Genomic DNA, 16,257 nt, shown 5'->3' on the forward strand with positions numbered 1-16,257 from the left:
GATGGATGACGAGGGCAGATCGGTGCCGATTGTACTTAACAGGCGGCCCGTAAAATAAAGGCTCGGCGGAACGCGCTACTGCAGAACAAATTCCGCAAACTCCCTCAGTGTGGCAAACCCAGCTTGCCGTACCTTACCCTCACGCTGCAGGTGATGGCCCTGCATGCCCAGTGTCTCTGGCCCTAGAACATCGGCAACCAGCGTATCGCCGATCATCGCGATGGCGGAAGCCTCAAAACCAAGTTGTTCGATCACCTGACGATAAATTCCAGGCTCTGGCTTTATCGCCCCGACCTCGAAGCTCCACGCGTAAACATCGAAGGCGAGCAAGAGCAGCTTGGCTGGGATCGCATAAGGGGCCGCGAGATTGGAGCACAACGCGAGCTTCAGGCCGGCCTCCTTCAGTTGATTTAGCGATTCCAGGGTGTCCTCAAAGCAGCGAATGCTGGCCAACTCGGTGAAAAGATCGGTTTCAAGTCGAGCCAGCTCGAAATGGTTCAATTGGGCACCGAACAAAGCGGCAGCTCCAGCTAAGCCCAAATTTTGGGTCATGAGAGTCCGCGCATCGCCTGGCTTTGGTCGCCTGCCCTGAAGCCGCAGTTGCTGCATCAACTGACGGAAAGGATGGCGTCGCTCGCCAATCTGGAGCAGCGTGCCAAATACGTCGAAAACTACTGCTTGTATCACGCCGGTACCTATACCGTTAAAGGCGAACCGCCGCCAAAGAGCGGGGCCGAACCTCAATCTTCTGAGTTGAACTTCTTCAGTGGTGGCAAGAAGAAGATGGGTCTCTGCGGCGGAGCAATCAAAACGTCAGTCGATCTGATGCTTGTGCCTTTGCGGCGCCTTGTTTTGCCCTCCTTGTCGACTGCCAGCAAATCACCGGTCGCGACAGCCATATGGAGAGCCTGCTTTACGCGAAGCTCATCAGCCATGGTGTAATTGGTCAATCCACTCATCAGGCTCAGAAAAGGTTGCCGTTCTACTTCGTAGACCTGCTTAGGCAAGAGCTCTGAAAGCTCGCCACGGATGCGGTCATCCGTGGCATCGTCGAAGTGGTGCTCATCCAGCAGCAAATCGTGTTGACCTGTCACGGCGATATCACGATTGGCGTCGTAGCCGAAAAAGCTGGAAGGCGACAGCAATGTGGGAAAAATTGTTGCCGTATTTCCAGTGGATCTTCTTCATCACATCGTTGGCGCGGTAGTTGTTTGCCAAGTGGATGAACCAATAGGCCATCGGGTTGCTGCCGGCCGGACGAATGAAGAAGACGGTCATGTACTGGGCACCGCTTTCCTGCTTGATCCCCTCGGACAGATAGCGCTGGATAAGGTATTGCCAGCTCCGCGGCTGATGCGCCTTCAGCTGTTTAAGCATGTCCCAAGGAACATGCTGATCCAAGCCTATATTTTGCAATGGCTTTCCGGTTCGCTTGGCGGTCGGCTAGGTAGGTAACCAGAAAATCGACATTGAAGGTCAGTAAGACCTCAGCATTGCTGAGGTTCTGGAAAATCCATTTGATCTTTGGAAACGGTACGTCGGCATAACCGTACTGATCCAGCAGGAAGAGCACACGCTCCCCTTTGCCGAAGTGCTTGAGCTTCTGAGCGATTATCGGCAAGGCCTCGGTAAATTCGGCGCGATGCAGATGCACATCCTGGCCAACCCGAGGGGCGTGACCGCGTGCGCCCAATACCGAATGCAAGCAGGCGATGTTCTCGGGCTTCACATCCACGAAATAGTGCTGGGAGCGGATGGGGCGCGGCTTGATGCGCTCGAGGTTGTTGCGAATTTCCGACGCCTGAATCGCCTCCAGAGCAATCACTGGAGAGCCGAAGTGGTGTTTGCCTGAGCCGTCATGGTAGATACCGCCACCACTGAAGCCATCGACGATGGATAAACCCAGTTCTGGCATCAGCTGGTTTCGCAACAGCACGTCGATGTACGTCTGGATGTATTCATCGATGATCTGGTGTTTGATCTTGCTGTGCGGATCAATGATCGGGAAGGTCTGCGTGCTCCAATCCCAGCGGTACTTTTCATCATCCTTGGCCATAGCCTATTCCTTGTACTGATTCAGGCGAGATTGAGCAGAGGGATTTCATCCCAGGTCTGGCCGTTCAATAGTCGGCCATTCGCCCTTTTCGAACGCTTCACTCCGTCGGCCCCCCAGCCGCCCCATTGCTTGAAGAAGAACGCTGAGCCAAAGGCATCGCACTGGCGATGAATATTGTCGACCCACTCTTGCTTCATCGGCCGCGCCTTAGGCCCTGACTCTCCACCGACAATGACCCAGTGGATGTCGGTCAGATCCAGCTCACCTAAGTCCTCCAGCAGTGGCTCGGCAGAGAGGAAGCGAATCGTGGCATCGACTTTGCGCAAGTAGTCGATCCTCGGCACTCCATATTCGCGGTCCTCAACTGACACCCCCAGCCAGGCATTGGCTGGCGGCGTCCGCTTACTGAAGTAGGCGGCCAGACGCTCGGCACGCTTGGTGAGGATTTGAAAGGTGTGCTGGGAGGCCTTTCGGATGACCTCGAACACTTGGTCAATATATTCGTCCGGTACGCTCTCGTGGAATAAGTCGGACATCGAATTGACGAAGTAAATGGTCGGCTTCTTGCGCTGCAGCGGTTCCTGCAGCTTTTCCGGTCGCAGACTCAGGCGAAAACCGTTCTCGTAGCCAGGCGTCCCCATGGCCTGCAGTCGCCGCGCCATATTCTCCGCATAGCAGTGTTTACAGCCCGGCGACACCTTGGTGCAACCCACTATTGGGTTCCAGGTCATTTCTGTCCATTCGATGCTGGTCTGCGTACTCATTGCACCGTCACTCCTGTTGTGCGTCGATGTTAGTGAGAGGCTGGCAGCTGAGTCAAAGTGCCAGCATTGAGTTCAAGGGCGGGCCTAGCCGCCAGGCCACCAAAGGAGATGGCAGGATCGATATAGCGCATGGCTGATTTAATGTCCTTCCACCCCACATACGTCATCAGGGCTTTGATATCCCAGCCGTTAGCGGTGGCCCAAGTAGCGAAGCCACGGCGCAAAGAGTGGCTGGTGTACAGCTCAGCCGGAACACCGGCGCGCTGCAGGATTTGGCGCAACAGCGTGATGGAACTTCCGGGATGCAACGCTTCGTCGTTGAGGTGCCCCCAGCGATCCACACGGCGGAATACCGCCCCGCGAGTAATCCCGGAGACACTAATCCAGTCGAGATAGGCCTGCACCGGGCACAGTTGTTTCAAGGCCGGTGCGTAATGGGTGGTACCGAAGTTTTCCCGGTCACCCTTGCTCTGCGGTAGAAACAAGCGCATGCCAGCGCCGGCTTCAGCCTGTACATACTCGACCTTTAGTCGACAGAGTTCGTCGCTTCTAAAGCCCCGCCAAAAGCCAATCAGCAGCAAGGCCGCGTCACGCCGGCTACGCAGCAGCCTAGCTAAGTCCCCTGATATCTGAGCTCGCTCGGCTTCCCGATTCAACCATTGAGCCGCGTGTTCGAGATGCTGCAGCTGCAATGGAGCAGCTTGCTTGGCTTGCGCCGGATGCAAGGTGCGAATGCCTTTGAGTACCTGGCGCACCGTGGGGGTCTTCGTCGGGTCAGGAAAGCCTTGGGTGATATGCCACTGAGCCAGGGCCGCTAGGCGCTGCTTCAGCGTGTTTAGGCTCAAGGTGTCTGCGTAGTCAACTAAGTAGCGGACGATGCTGTCGCTGGTCGCGGGCAGGAAACCACCCCAAGTCACTTCGAAGTGCTCGATTGCTGATTGATAGCTGCGGCGAGTGTTTTCTCGCGTGCCAGCTTGCAGATAGCGCCCAACGTCCTTCATCGCCGAAATGACCTTTTATGTACCGAGAAATGGCGTTAACAAGTCATTTTATGCCGATTAGATTGAATAATGCTTCATTATTTTATCTGAATTTAACTATAACACCTCGCTTTACAACGGCAAGTTTTAGTACGTAAATACGTAGTATGTAAAACGTTACGAAATCGTAGGAGCAGCCATGGCCCGCGGCGGCATTAATAAAGCACTGGTTCGGAAGGCCCGCCAAACCATCTTGGCGCGAGGCGAGAATCCCAGCATCGATGCGGTGCGGGTCGAGCTCGGTAATACCGGCTCGAAAACCACCATTCATCGCTACTTGAAAGAGCTCGAAGATGCTGAGCGCGGCCGGGACGCGGCCTCGATCCCGCTCAGCGAGCAGCTGGCCAATCTGGTGTCCCAGTTGGCAGATCAGCTAACGGAAGAGGCTCAGGCCGACGTGGCCCAGGAGCGGGAGCAATTGGCACGCGAACGGCTCGATTTTCAGAACCAGGCTCGGCTGGCCGAAAGCCGAACCCAGCAGTTGGAAAGTCAGTGCAGCGGGCTTACGGAACAGCTCCAGGCTGCCCAGCACGCGTTACAGCAGGAGCAGCAGCACCGCCAACAGAGCGAGATCGAGAACGCCCGTCTGTTGCAGGCCAACCGCGACCTGGAGGAGCGCCTAAAGGACCGCGATGGACAGATTCGCTCGCTGGAGGAAAAACATCAGCACGCCCGTGATGCCCTGGAGCACTATCGCCAGGCTGCCAAGGAGCAGCGTGAGCAGGAGCAGCGCCGGCACGAGTCTCAGGTGCAACAGCTGCAACTGGAGCTGCGGCAGTTACAGCAGACCCTGATCGTCAAACAGGATGAGCTGACCCAGCTCAACCGCGACAACGCACGGCTGCTCGCCGAGGCGCGGCAGTTACAGAAGGATCAACATGCGCAGCAGCAGCTTCTCACCCAGAAGGCTCAGGCCTTAGAGGTCGCTCAGCGCTCGCTGACCGGAATGGAGCGTACGAATGATGCCTTGGAACAACGCAGTAACACTTTGCAGGCCGAAGTAGCCCGGCTTGGTGAAAGGGCCGAGGTTCAGGCACAAAAAGCGCAGACCTTACAGGAGCGTTTGTCCGAAGCTCTCTTGCAACTGAAGCTGATTGAGCATTCACCGCTTGCCAACGGCGGTGCGGATAGCCATGAACCGTTACCGGGGCCAGAAGCAGACACGCCTTAACTTGGGCGGGCGTCAACTGAGCAACGCCGCCGACGGACTGGATTTGTCAGGGTCGCATCGTCGTGAATGAGATGCTACGAACCGGTCTTTGGCCGGCATACTCAACCTTCGGCCCAAAAATCATCCTTGCGCACCAAACCGAACTCATCCTGATTGGTGTCAAGATCATCATCAAACATGGTGTTAACCATTCGCTCCCGACGTAGCATGGCCAGCGTTCGGAAAAAGCAGGGCTCGCAGAGGTGAACCTCATAACGCTCACCATCATGCTTGGAACCATAGCCCCAACACGCTTGAAGAACGCCAAACTGCTGGCCATAGCCCTCAATACTTGTGCTTTGGCAACAAGCGTCACAGGTAACGTCTGAAGTCGTTTCCGTTGGCTGCATTGCAACGTGCCGCATGATCCTCACCTCCGAGGAGAGAAAGTTTACAGCTGCCATCGAGCCCACATTCGAGACCGAAAATGGAAGATGTCGCGAAGGCCGCCTCGAACCATCACTGGGGAGAAGGATATCTTGAGATTAATTGGGGGTGGGCGAACATGCGCAAGCATGTGAGAGCAACACAAAGCCTAGAAATCAAACATTTATGGTTTGAATGTCTTAATTTCTCCGTTATCTCGTCATGCTTCCATAAAAATCCCCATCATGGAAAAGGCCTGATAAATCAATCAGGTAGGAGAGATGTGAGTGAATTTTCCCCTTATCTCGGCATGGCCCCATTATCAGCGGCGAGATCGATCTGTCGGTGGGCTCGCTGCTTGGCCTGCTGGGCGGGCTGGCGGCGATCCTGGACGTGATTTACAACGTGCCGCTCCTGGCGAACCTGAGCCTGGTCGCCCTGTGCGGGCTGATGATCGGGCTGGCAAACGGCTACATGACCGCCTACCTGCGCATCCCCTCCTTCATCGTGGGGCTGGGGGGCATGTTGGCGTTTCGTGGGATCCTGCTGGGTATCACTGGCGGCACCACCATTGCTCCGGTATCGCCGTCCCTGGTTTACATCGGCCAGGGTTATTTGCCGCATACGGTGGGTGTGGTACTTGGCGTACTGCTGTTCGCCCTGACGCTGTTCCTGACCTGGAGACAGCGCCGCAATCGCGCCCTTCACGGGCTGGCTGCGCACTCGCTGGTTCGCGACCTGTTGCGCGTGGCCTTGATAGGCGCCGTGCTGGCCGGGTTCGTCTACACGCTTAACAGCTACGACGGCATTCCGGTTCCCGTGCTGCTCCTGCTCGTTCTGCTTGGCGTGTTCAGCTACGTCACCAGCCAGACCGTATTCGGCCGACGCATCTATTCGGTTGGTAGCAACATGGAGGCGACGCGGCTATCGGGCATCAACGTCCAGGCCGTGAAGCTGTGGATCTTCGGCATCATGGGCGTGATGTGCGCATTCGCCGGCATGGTCAACACCGCGCGCCTGGCCGCCGGCTCACCGTCGGCCGGCAGCATGGGCGAACTCGACGCCATCGCCGCCTGCTTCATTGGCGGCACCTCGATGCGCGGTGGTTCCGGCACCGTCTACGGCGCCCTCCTTGGCGCGCTGGTCATCACCAGTCTGGACAACGGCATGTCCATGCTCGACGTGGACAGCTACTGGCAGATGATTGTCAAAGGCAGCATTCTGGTGCTGGCCGTGTGGGTAGATGTGAGCACCCGAACCGGGCGGCGCTGATCCAGTCCGGCATGAATACTTGAGGAGCGCCGAGGCTCCGGTCCTCTTGCCCTCTCACTGCCGCGCCGTCATTCAACAAGCGCGGCCACCTCCCTTATTGATGGTTCTGAATCACAACGCTGCGGATGTCTTCGGCCAACTGTCGAACACGCTCCTCGCTGGTATCCCAGGAGCACATGAAGCGCGCACCGCCGACACCGATGAAGGTGTAGAACATCCAACCGCGGCTTCTAAGCGCTTCCAGGGCCAAGGGTGGGATGCTTACGAAAACGCCATTGGCCTCGACGGGAAACATCAGCTCCACGTCCGGCACATCGCTGATCAACTTCGCAAGTAACTGGGCGCAGCTGTTCGCATGGTCGGCGTATCTCATCCAGGCATTGTTTTCCAGCAAGCCGACCCATGGCGCAGATAGAAAGCGCATCTTGGACGCCAGCTGTCCGGCCTGTTTGCAGCGGTATTCGAAATCCTCAGCCAAGTCCCGATTGAAAAAAAGAATGGCTTCGCCCACGGCCATGCCGTTCTTCGTGCCACCGAAACAGAGCACGTCCACGCCAGATTTCCAGCTCAGCTCCGCCGGGGACAGACCGAGAAACGCGCAGGCATTGGCGAAGCGTGCCCCGTCCATATGCAGATGCAGCCCCAGCTCCTTGCAGGTATCGCTGATCGCTCGGAGCTCGTCAGGCCGATAAACAGTGCCGATTTCCGTGGCTTGGGTGATGCTCACGACGCGAGGCTTGGGGTAATGAATGTCCTTGCGTTTCAACGCGATTTCACGAATCGCCGCTGGCGTGAGCTTGCCCCCCTCGGTACGCGCGACCAACAGCTTGGATCCGTTAGAAAAGAATTCCGGCGCGCCGCACTCGTCGGTCTCTATGTGAGCGATATCGCCACAGATCACGCTGTGATAGCTCTGGCACAGCGCGGACAGTGCCAATGAGTTGGCCGCGGTGCCATTGAACGCAAAGAAAACTTCGCAGTCGGTCTCGAACAGCTCGCGAAAATGATCGGCTGCACGCGTCGTCCATTGGTCATCACCATAGGCACGATCATGGCCCTGGTTCGCCCGAGCCATGGCTTCCCAGGCTTCCGGGCAAATGCCAGAGTAGTTGTCACTGGCGAATTGCTGATTGGCGGTGGTCATCTAAGCCTCTTTGGGTTGCTGCCTCAGCTGCTGATCGGCAAGAAAATAACGGTATAAAGCCCTAGCGCGCCGAGTACGGATACCGAAGCGCCCAGCCACAAGACAGAGACCGCGTCGGCGTGGATGCGTCCGCTTTTCAGGCCGCTGGCACTGCGTGTGTAACGACGCTTCTGTGTGGTCCATATCCCCAGCGATGTCGCTAATGACAACGCAACCAGCGTGCTGACAAAAAAACCGTGATACGGCATCCAGCGCAAGAAAAGTGCGCTGACGGTAATCATCGTCAGCAGCGTCCTGCCCCAGGCCAGCGAGGTGCGCTCCGGCTGAAGCCCGGGATCCTCGTGCAGTGGCGGAGGTGGCGGTTTTGGCTCCAGACGGCGACGAAAGGACACGTGCATGGTCAGTTACGAAGTGCGACGAAACTGATCAAGACCAGTGTAACCAGGGTACCGCCAATCGACAGAATCGGAATCAGCAGCGGAAAAGGCAACGGGCCGCTGTGGCGCATGGCCCGCTCGATGGTCAACCAGCGGACGCATGCGGTTGAGCTGATAAACATAGCAAGCAGCAGCAGCGAGATCGACAGGACCTTACGTACCTCCAGCGAAAAGATTCCACCGGCAAAGGCTTCGACTGCCACGCCGCCGGCCAGCAACGCCAAAGACGTACGGATCCAGGCGAGAAAGGTTCGTTCGTTGGCCAGGGTGAACCGCGGATCGGGTTCTTTCCCACCGGATAGCAACCGGTGACTCCAGCGACTTCGTTCCATTGGGTGATACATCTCCGATCGGGTGATTTAACGGATGAACAAACGTTGTCCTTTGTGTCTGCCTTCTAGCGCTAACTGGCGCTGGCGAGGCCTGGGATGGAGCGGGAACGGCCCCGGTTCATTCAAACAGAAACGCCGCTGGCCTGCAGGCTCCATTGCGACCACTCGTATCGGTGATCCGAACACCAAGCCGCATGCTAATGTGCGCCGTCGCAAATCACCCTGGAGAGATTCATGTTGCTTCGCATGGTTACCGCTCTTGTGCTTGGCACAGCCACCCTGACGGTCACGGCAGATGATCATATGCATGCCCATCACGCCATGGCCGGAGCGCCTACCGTTACGCAGGTATGGTCCCGGGCCATGCCGCCAACCGTCCCGACCGGCGCAGTGTATTTCACCTTGAGAAACCCTGGCGACACGCCGGATCGGCTGATCGACGTTAAAACGACCCGTGCCGAGAAAGCCGAGCTGCACACACATATCCATAAGGGCGACGTGATGCGAATGGAGCGTATCGAATCGGTCGAGGTACCGGCCGGCGGCGAGGTGACGTTCAAACCGGGCAGCAGCCACGTGATGCTGTTCAAGCTGAGCGAACCGTTGGTGGCCGGCGAGCAGTTTCCGCTGACGCTGATATTCGAGAATGCCGGTGAGGTGACCGTCGACGTTGCTATTCATGAGGATGCGCCGGAACCGAGCACCCACGCTCACGGACATCAGTGACATCGCGGATCGCCGGCGCGGAAGCCCCGTCAGGTTCCCGCTCCGGCGATCGTATCGGCTGGACGACGGCCCCTCCTCCTCGCTCCTTATATCCACGGTCAGAACCGCAGCCATTCTCTACATGATGAGCAGCGTCAGATCCTGATCAGATCCCCGTGGGTGTGCGCATGGTCACGAACTCTTCGGCGGCCGTCGGGTGAATGCCGACGGTATCGTCAAAGATTCGTTTGGTGGCGCCCGCCTTCAATGCCACGGCCATGCCTTGCATGATCTCGCCAGCATCGGGCCCTGCCATGTGGCAGCCCAACACCTTATCGGTTTCGGCATCGACCACCAGCTTCATCAGGCTGCGCTCGAGGCCGCCGGTCATGGTCAGCTTCATCGGGCGGAAGCGGCTCTCGAACAGCACCACCTTGTGGCCCTGCTTGCGCGCTTCCTCTTCGGTGAGGCCGACGGTCGCCATGTTCGGCAGGCTGAACACTGCCGTCGCGATGGTGTTGTAATCGACCGGCCGATATTCCTCGGGCTTGAACAGCTGACGCGCCACCGCCATACCCTCGGCCAGGGCGACCGGTGTCAGTTGGATTCTGCCGATCACATCGCCAATTGCCAGGACCGAGGGGGTCGATGTCCGGAACTGCTCGTCAACCGCGATGAAGCCACGGTCATCCAGCGCGACCTCAAGGTTTTCGAGCCCTAGCCCATCGAGCATCGGCCGGCGGCCCGTGGCGTACAGGATGCAATCGGCCTCCAGCGTCCGACCGTCTTTCAAGGTGGCGAGCAGGCTGCCATCGGGCTGTTTGTCGATCCGTGCAATGTCCGCATTGAACTGCAGGTCGATGTCCTTCTTGATCATCTCGTCCTTGAGATGGTCGCGCAGCGAACCATCGAAACCGCGCAGGAACAGCTCGCCCCGATACAGCAACTTGGTATCGGCGCCACAGCCATGAAAAATCGATGCGAATTCGACCGCAATATAGCCACCGCCGACCACCAGTACGCGGCCTGGCAGCTTGTCGAGATAGAAGGCTTCGTTGGAGGTTATAGCGTGTTCGCGACCGGGTAGGTCCGGCACGAAGGGCCAGCCACCGGTGGCGATCAGAATATGTTCGGCACTGTAATACTGGCCCTCGACTTCAACGGTGTGGGCGTCGATCAGCCGCGCATGTGCCTGCAGCAGCGTAACGCCGCTATCGATCAACAGGTTCTTGTAGATGCCATTGAGCCGCTGAATCTCGCGGTCCTTGTTGGCTATCAGGGTTTTCCAGTCGAAGGTCGCGCCGTCGATGGTCCAGCCGTAGCCTTGGGCCTGGCCGATGTCTTCGGCATAGTGGGCGCCGTAGACCAGCAGTTTCTTCGGTACGCAGCCGACATTCACGCAGGTGCCACCCAGATAACGGCTTTCGGCGACCGCGACGCGGGCACCGTAGCCGGCAGCGAAACGGGCCGCACGGACGCCACCGGACCCTGCGCCGATGACGAATAGATCGAAGTCGTAAGCCATGAACTGTTGTCTCCCTTCTAGAACGCACAGCATAACCCAGGCCATCGGCCTGATTCATCGAAGGAGTGCCGCATGCGCCCTACCCTGACCCACCTCGCGTTGCACGTACCCGACCTTGACGCGTGCATCGCCTTCTATTCGCAGTTTTGCGCAATGCACGTATTCCACGAACGCGCTGGAAAAGGCTCGCGCATCGTTTGGATGGCCGAGCCCGGCAAGGAGCGGGAGTTCATCTTCGTGATCATGCCGGGCGGTCAGGATCGACACCTGGCGGACAACGACTACAGCCATTTCGGGTTTGCGCTTCAGAGCCGCGGCGAAGTCGATGCGATTGCCGCACGTGCGCGTCAGGCCGGCTGTCTCATCTGGGAGCCGCGCGACGAACCCTATCCGGTCGGCTATTACTGCGGCGTTCGAGATCCGGCTGGCAACTACGTCGAGTTCAGCTACGGACAGCCGCTGGGGCCTGGCGCCGAAGACATGTCGGCTCCCTGAAAACGAACAAGGCCACCCGAAGGTGGCCTTGTTCTCGACACGGCGTGAATCAGAATGCCTTGCCGGTGAGGTAGAAGTTCTCGTAGCAGAAGTTGGTAGCCGCAATGTAACCCTCGGCACTACCGCAGTCGAAACGCTGGCCCTTGAACTTGTAAGCCAGCACGCAACCGTCCTGTGCCTGACGCATCAGCGCGTCGGTAATTTGAATCTCACCACCCTTGCCCGGCTCGGTCTGTTCGATCAGGTCGAAAATGTCCGGCGTAAGGATGTAGCGGCCAATGATCGCCAGATTGGATGGCGCGTCTTCCGGCTTGGGCTTCTCGACCATGTGGCTGACGCGGAAGATGTCGTCGCGGATCATCTCGCCGGCGATCACACCATATTTGCTGGTCTCTTCCGGCGGCACTTCTTGAATGGCGACGATGGAGCAGCGGAACTGGTTGTACAGTTTCACCATCTGGGCCAGCACAGGATCACCCTCGACGTTGATGCAGAGGTCATCGGCCAGAACCACGGCGAAGGGTTCGTCACCAATCAACGGTCGGCCGCTAAGAATCGCATGGCCCAAGCCTTTCATTTCGACCTGGCGGGTGTAGGAGAAGCTGCACTCGTCGATCAGCTTGCGAATGCCGACCAGGTACTTTTCCTTGTCCGTGTTGCGGATCTGGTGCTCAAGTTCGTAACTGATATCGAAGTGGTCTTCCAGGGAGCGCTTGCCGCGACCAGTGACGATCGAGATCTGGTTGAGCCCTGCGGCCAGTGCCTCTTCAACCCCGTACTGGATCAGGGGCTTGTTCACTACCGGCAACATCTCCTTGGGCATGGCCTTGGTTGCAGGAAGGAAGCGCGTGCCATACCCGGCCGCAGGAAAAAGGCATTTTTTGATCATGTGAGTCCTTGAAAAGATAGTTCCGGTTGATGCACTGCGCCTGGATTGGTCAGCAGCCATACCCTGCATGTCCCGCCGCCAGCGGCTGACTAGAGGCTACGACCACCGAAACGAGAAGGGGTTCGCAGGGTTCTACAGCAAATTCCGGGGAGGTACCTTCGAGCCAACGAGCTGACCGATGGTCGTTGACTTTCAGGCAGTCATAGATTGATCGGTACTGAGCCGCTTGCCAAGTAGGCACATCAAAGCCGTTAGGTTGTGATGGCTAGGTTTCGACGCGCCAAGAATCACGCAGCGTGGCAGCCAGGATCGATACGGCCACATCTATTCCAAGAACCGCTGTGCTTCTTGCCATCGCCTCGACATATTTGCTTGATGCAAATCAGTGAAATGGCAAATAGCCGCTACGGACGGCGAGCGTCGCTAATCCGCACCTGACCGTTGCCTCTACCATATCGGCACCTGACCGTATGCCTGGTGGCTCCTCCCCTTGCTGCTACAGCTCCGCGCTTGTTGCGGTAGTAGCGCATACGCGTTATCGACTCCGTGCAGTATTGAAGGAAAGACAATGCGCAGCGCTCCCGCTAATCGACAAATGTCCGTCCAGGCGAAAATCAACCTGGCTCTGGTGCTGGTCTTCGCACTGGTGTTTTCCGCGTCGCTCTACCACGCTGCCAGCACCGAAAAGCAGTTGGTGCTGCACGTCGTCGAACAACAGACCAAGGACGCCGCCGACTCCTATTTCGATAGCATCAACACCATGATGCTCACCGGCACCATGGCCCAACGCGAAGTCCTGCGAGACAAGCTCCTGGCCCGCCCCGGCGTGATCGATGCGCGCATCATTCGTGGCGAACCGGTAACCAAGGTCTTCGGACCGGGCTTCGCTCATCAGGCACCTGAGGACCAGCTGGATCGCCGCGCACTGGCTGGCGAAGGCACGGTACAGGTCAGCAACGGTAAAAACGGCCGAGTGCTGACCGTGATCAACCCGATCCGCGCCCACCGTGATTATCGCGGCACCAATTGTCTTTCATGCCACCAGACTGCCGAGGACACGGTGATGGGCGCGGTGCGAATCAGCTATGACCTGTCAGCGCTCGACGGCGAGGTCAATCGCAACGTCATGGCCTCTGCCGGTATCCAGCTGCTGTTGCTGCTCATTGGCCTGATCGTGGTGAGCTACATCATCCGCCGCGTGATCATCAGCCGAATCAACGACATGCGTTACACCATGGAAGCGATGACCGATGACGAGGATCTCAGTCGCGTTGTGTCGGTCCATGCCGAGGACGAAGTGGGTGCCATGGGACATTCGTTCAACCGCATGATCGGCAAGTTCCGCCATAGCCTGGAAGCGGTTGCGGGAGTCACGCGACAACTGGGTGAAGTGTCGGATCGGGTGTCCGTGGTGGCTGAGAAGACCCATTCCGCAGTCATGACTCAACGTAGTGAAACCGACATGGTGGCCTCGGCAATGAACGAGATGAGTGCGACGGTGCAGGAAGTCGCACGGCACGCCAGCCAAACGGCCACCGCGTCCAGCGATGCGGATGGGCAAACCAAGGCCGGCGTCACCCTGGCCACCGAAGCGCTGGATGGCATCGAAGCGCTGATTCGGGAAATCGAGCGCGCCGCACAGGTGATCAAACAGGTGGAAGCTGACAGCACTTCTATCGGGATGGTGTTGGATGTCATCAATGGCATCGCCGAACAAACCAACCTGCTCGCGCTCAACGCTGCTATCGAAGCGGCACGCGCCGGCGAACAGGGCCGCGGTTTTGCAGTTGTCGCTGATGAAGTTAGGACCCTCGCCTCGCGCACGCAGCAATCGACCCGCGACATCCAGGCGACTATCGAGCAACTGCAGACCGGTGTGCGCGACGCGGTCAAGGCCATGGAAGGTGCCCAGCTCCGTGCTCATGCCGGCTCCGATTGCGTCGCGAAGGCAGCCCGGAGTCTCAACGTCATCGCCGGCGAAGTGGGCACGATCAACGACATGAACATGCAGATCGCAACGGCTGCCGAACAACAGGGAGCCGTCGCCGAGGAGATCAACCGCAACATCACCACCATCAGTGATATTGCCGACACGACCTCCGCGGACGCCAGGCAAACGTCGCAGATAAGTGATGAGTTGGTACGGCTGGCCGCCGAACTGAACCGTCTGGTCGGGCGATTCAGGCTTTGAACAACGGTGCCTGGGTTGAAATGCGTCTGGAAAGCCGGAGCGTTGGCGCAGTGACTGTCGATTACCGCACCCTAGTCGCAGCTTCTTGATCTGAGACAGCTGAACCGTGACTAGAATCAAGAATAATTGCGCCACGATGTCGCGCGCCGCTGACGGGATGCACTGTCCGGCCACTCACCCATAACCCGCAAGGTGAAACTACACATGGACCAAACGCCGAGCTTTAACCGCGCCCTGGTCGAGAAATATGACCGTCCCGGTCCTCGCTATACCTCGTACCCCACCGCACCTCAGTTCCATCAGGCTTTCGCCATCGATGACTATCGCAGCGCCGCGAAGGACACCAACGAGGCCGCGACGCCCAAGCCGCTTTCGGTGTATATCCATATCCCGTTCTGCAAGAGCCTTTGCTACTACTGCGCGTGCAACAAGATCATCACCCACAAGACCGATCGTGCCACCGAGTACCTGGAATACCTCAAGCGTGAAATCCAGATGCAGGCCAGGCTGTTCGATCGCTCGCGCAAGCTGACCCAGTTGCACCTCGGTGGCGGTACGCCGACCTACCTCACCAGCGAGCAGCTGGCTGACCTGATGGCCACATTGCGCGGTACATTCAACATGGACGACAGCGACGACCACGAGTTTTCGCTGGAAGTCGATCCGCGCACCGTCACGCCCGAGCAGATCCATGGTCTGCGCAAGCTCGGCTTCAATCGGCTGAGCTTCGGCGTACAGGATTTCGATGAACAGGTACAGATCGCGGTCAACCGCATCCAGACCGAAGAGCAGACTCGCGAGCTGGTCGAAGCCGCCCGCGCTGCCAAATTCAAGTCGATCAGCGTCGACCTGATCTACGGCCTGCCGCTGCAGACCGTCGAAAGCTTCAACACCACGCTGAACAAAATCATCGACATCCGCCCCGACCGGATCGCCGCTTACAGCTATGCACATCTACCCGAGCTGGTGCGCGCGCAGAAGCTCATCCGTCCCGAAGACATGCCGCCGCCCGAGCGCAAGCTGGAATTGCTGGAACTGACCATCAAGCGTCTGACCGATGCGGGTTACATCTATATCGGCATGGATCACTTCTCGCTGCCGGACGACGAGCTGGCCCGTGCCCGCGCCAACGGCACGCTGCAGCGCAACTTTCAGGGGTATTCGACCCACGCAGACTGCGACCTGATCGGACTGGGGATTTCTTCGATCGGCAAGGTCGGCGACAGCTACAGCCAGAACGTGAAAGAACTGTCGCAGTATTACGCACGGCTGAACGACGGGATGCTGCCGGTGCAGCGCGGTTACAAGCTCAGCGAAGACGACCGTCTACGTCGCGATGTGATCATTGCGCTGATGTGCCATGGCCGTATTGATTTCACTGAAATGGAAAAGCGCTACGGCATCGTCTTCCAGGAGTACTTCGCCGATTCGCTGGCCAAGCTCGACGAGCACGTTGCCGATGGTCTGGTAGATATCCGCGATGACGCTGTGGTACTGATGCCCCAAGGGCATTTGATGATGCGCAACGTCGCCATGGCCTTCGATGCGTACCTCGGCGGCGAACAGCGCGGCCGGTTCTCACGCACGGTGTAACCAGCGGCCCGGTCGGCGCCTCTTCGTCGTAAGAGGCGCCACGGCGGCGAACGCAGGCCGCAGGCCGCAGGCCTGTCAGCCACGAAGCTCGCCCGTGGCTAGCGACACCTCCTTTCTTTTCCGCAGCTTTGCCCTCCCTCCGTTGCGCCAGACAAACCCACCATCGATACGCAGCGGCTCCCATTGGGCATCGGCGTCCTTGCGACGGTCTTTGCGTAACTGATTACCAGCCGATCAA

Annotated in this window: 13 protein-coding genes and 4 pseudogenes; 7 read left to right on the forward strand and 10 right to left on the reverse strand. The window is 58.3% G+C overall.

The genetic code is table 11. The features are described from left to right. Positions 1-75 precede the first annotated feature (75 nt). The 4 genes and pseudogenes from DQ405_RS11885 to DQ405_RS11900 form a co-directional block, all read right to left on the reverse strand. The gene (locus tag DQ405_RS11885) at positions 76-687 is read right to left on the reverse strand and encodes an HAD-IA family hydrolase (RefSeq protein WP_168424424.1); all 612 of its coding nucleotides are present in this window, start codon (positions 685-687) and stop codon (positions 76-78) included. Between the two features lie 53 nt (positions 688-740). After that, positions 741-2,056: pseudogene (locus DQ405_RS11890) on the reverse strand (three-Cys-motif partner protein TcmP). A gap of 20 nt (positions 2,057-2,076) precedes the next feature. Next, positions 2,077-2,820 carry a phage Gp37/Gp68 family protein gene (locus tag DQ405_RS11895; protein ID WP_168424425.1) on the reverse strand — a complete coding sequence of 248 codons (744 nt, stop codon included), beginning with the start codon at positions 2,818-2,820 and terminating at the stop codon, positions 2,077-2,079. A 29-nt stretch (positions 2,821-2,849) separates the two neighbouring features. Next, a complete protein-coding gene (locus tag DQ405_RS11900; RefSeq protein WP_168424426.1) occupies positions 2,850-3,821 on the reverse strand; it encodes a site-specific integrase in 972 nt (323 codons plus the stop codon). 178 nt (positions 3,822-3,999) lie between these two features. On the opposite strand from DQ405_RS11900, the gene DQ405_RS11905 reads away from it, so the two are divergent. Continuing rightward, complete coding sequence (locus DQ405_RS11905; RefSeq protein ID WP_168424427.1) at positions 4,000-5,031, forward strand: DNA-binding protein; 1,032 nt, start codon at positions 4,000-4,002, stop codon at positions 5,029-5,031. Positions 5,032-5,132: 101 nt separating this feature from the next. On the opposite strand, the gene DQ405_RS11910 is transcribed toward DQ405_RS11905, so the two are convergent. Beyond that, entirely contained in the window at positions 5,133-5,435 is a 303-nt protein-coding gene (locus DQ405_RS11910) for a hypothetical protein (RefSeq protein ID WP_174824670.1), read from the reverse strand. 319 nt (positions 5,436-5,754) lie between these two features. On the opposite strand from DQ405_RS11910, the pseudogene DQ405_RS11915 reads away from it, so the two are divergent. Then, positions 5,755-6,708: pseudogene (locus DQ405_RS11915) on the forward strand (sugar ABC transporter permease); the annotation flags it as partial. Between the two features lie 94 nt (positions 6,709-6,802). Here the strand turns inward: DQ405_RS11915 and DQ405_RS11920 are convergent. From DQ405_RS11920 to DQ405_RS11930, 3 genes are read right to left on the reverse strand one after another with little or no spacing between them, the layout of a single operon-like run. Beyond that, the gene (locus DQ405_RS11920) at positions 6,803-7,852 is read right to left on the reverse strand and encodes a threonine aldolase family protein (RefSeq protein WP_168424428.1); all 1,050 of its coding nucleotides are present in this window, start codon (positions 7,850-7,852) and stop codon (positions 6,803-6,805) included. Between the two features lie 23 nt (positions 7,853-7,875). Beyond that, complete coding sequence (locus tag DQ405_RS11925) at positions 7,876-8,250, reverse strand: DUF202 domain-containing protein (RefSeq protein WP_168424429.1); 375 nt, start codon at positions 8,248-8,250, stop codon at positions 7,876-7,878. Positions 8,251-8,252: 2 nt separating this feature from the next. Then, positions 8,253-8,621, reverse strand: coding sequence for a YidH family protein (locus tag DQ405_RS11930; RefSeq protein WP_168424430.1), 369 nt, complete (start codon positions 8,619-8,621; stop codon positions 8,253-8,255). A 234-nt stretch (positions 8,622-8,855) separates the two neighbouring features. On the opposite strand from DQ405_RS11930, the gene DQ405_RS11935 reads away from it, so the two are divergent. Beyond that, positions 8,856-9,347, forward strand: coding sequence for a copper chaperone PCu(A)C (locus DQ405_RS11935; RefSeq protein WP_168424431.1), 492 nt, complete (start codon positions 8,856-8,858; stop codon positions 9,345-9,347). Between the two features lie 145 nt (positions 9,348-9,492). Here the strand turns inward: DQ405_RS11935 and gorA are convergent, their stop codons facing one another. Further along, positions 9,493-10,851: a glutathione-disulfide reductase gene (gene gorA / locus DQ405_RS11940; protein ID WP_168424432.1), complete on the reverse strand. Its 1,359-nt coding sequence runs from the start codon at positions 10,849-10,851 to the stop codon at positions 9,493-9,495. 72 nt (positions 10,852-10,923) lie between these two features. Here gorA and DQ405_RS11945 point away from each other — a divergent pair, with 72 nt between their 5' ends. Continuing rightward, the gene (locus tag DQ405_RS11945) at positions 10,924-11,346 is read left to right on the forward strand and encodes a VOC family protein (protein WP_168424433.1); all 423 of its coding nucleotides are present in this window, start codon (positions 10,924-10,926) and stop codon (positions 11,344-11,346) included. A 49-nt stretch (positions 11,347-11,395) separates the two neighbouring features. Here DQ405_RS11945 and galU read toward each other — a convergent pair whose 3' ends face one another. Next, positions 11,396-12,235, reverse strand: coding sequence for a UTP--glucose-1-phosphate uridylyltransferase GalU (gene galU, locus DQ405_RS11950; protein WP_168424434.1), 840 nt, complete (start codon positions 12,233-12,235; stop codon positions 11,396-11,398). A gap of 1,126 nt (positions 12,236-13,361) precedes the next feature. Between galU and DQ405_RS28550 the strand changes: the two are divergent. The 3 genes and pseudogenes from DQ405_RS28550 to hemN all read left to right on the forward strand — a co-directional run. Continuing rightward, positions 13,362-13,562 (forward strand): annotated as a pseudogene (locus DQ405_RS28550) (HAMP domain-containing protein); the annotation flags it as partial. A 345-nt stretch (positions 13,563-13,907) separates the two neighbouring features. After that, positions 13,908-14,426: pseudogene (locus DQ405_RS28555) on the forward strand (methyl-accepting chemotaxis protein); the annotation flags it as partial. A 204-nt stretch (positions 14,427-14,630) separates the two neighbouring features. Then, positions 14,631-16,019, forward strand: coding sequence for an oxygen-independent coproporphyrinogen III oxidase (gene hemN, locus DQ405_RS11960; RefSeq protein ID WP_168424436.1), 1,389 nt, complete (start codon positions 14,631-14,633; stop codon positions 16,017-16,019). The last annotated feature ends 238 nt before the right edge of the window (positions 16,020-16,257 follow it).

This window comes from Pseudomonas sp. SST3, from assembly GCF_003325755.1.

Excerpts from the sequence above, each read along its gene's own strand:
- DQ405_RS11930 (WP_168424430.1), bottom strand. The coding sequence starts at position 8,621 with ATGGAACGAAGTCGCTGGAGTCACCGGTTGCTATCCGGTGGGAAAGAA.
- DQ405_RS11925 (WP_168424429.1), bottom strand. The coding sequence starts at position 8,250 with ATGCACGTGTCCTTTCGTCGCCGTCTGGAGCCAAAACCGCCACCTCCG.
- DQ405_RS11895 (WP_168424425.1), bottom strand. The coding sequence starts at position 2,820 with ATGAGTACGCAGACCAGCATCGAATGGACAGAAATGACCTGGAACCCA.
- DQ405_RS11920 (WP_168424428.1), bottom strand. The coding sequence starts at position 7,852 with ATGACCACCGCCAATCAGCAATTCGCCAGTGACAACTACTCTGGCATT.
- DQ405_RS11945 (WP_168424433.1), top strand. The coding sequence starts at position 10,924 with ATGCGCCCTACCCTGACCCACCTCGCGTTGCACGTACCCGACCTTGAC.
- DQ405_RS11900 (WP_168424426.1), bottom strand. The coding sequence starts at position 3,821 with ATGAAGGACGTTGGGCGCTATCTGCAAGCTGGCACGCGAGAAAACACT.
- gorA (WP_168424432.1), bottom strand. The coding sequence starts at position 10,851 with ATGGCTTACGACTTCGATCTATTCGTCATCGGCGCAGGGTCCGGTGGC.
- hemN (WP_168424436.1), top strand. The coding sequence starts at position 14,631 with ATGGACCAAACGCCGAGCTTTAACCGCGCCCTGGTCGAGAAATATGAC.
- DQ405_RS11935 (WP_168424431.1), top strand. The coding sequence starts at position 8,856 with ATGTTGCTTCGCATGGTTACCGCTCTTGTGCTTGGCACAGCCACCCTG.
- DQ405_RS11910 (WP_174824670.1), bottom strand. The coding sequence starts at position 5,435 with ATGCGGCACGTTGCAATGCAGCCAACGGAAACGACTTCAGACGTTACC.
- DQ405_RS11905 (WP_168424427.1), top strand. The coding sequence starts at position 4,000 with ATGGCCCGCGGCGGCATTAATAAAGCACTGGTTCGGAAGGCCCGCCAA.
- galU (WP_168424434.1), bottom strand. The coding sequence starts at position 12,235 with ATGATCAAAAAATGCCTTTTTCCTGCGGCCGGGTATGGCACGCGCTTC.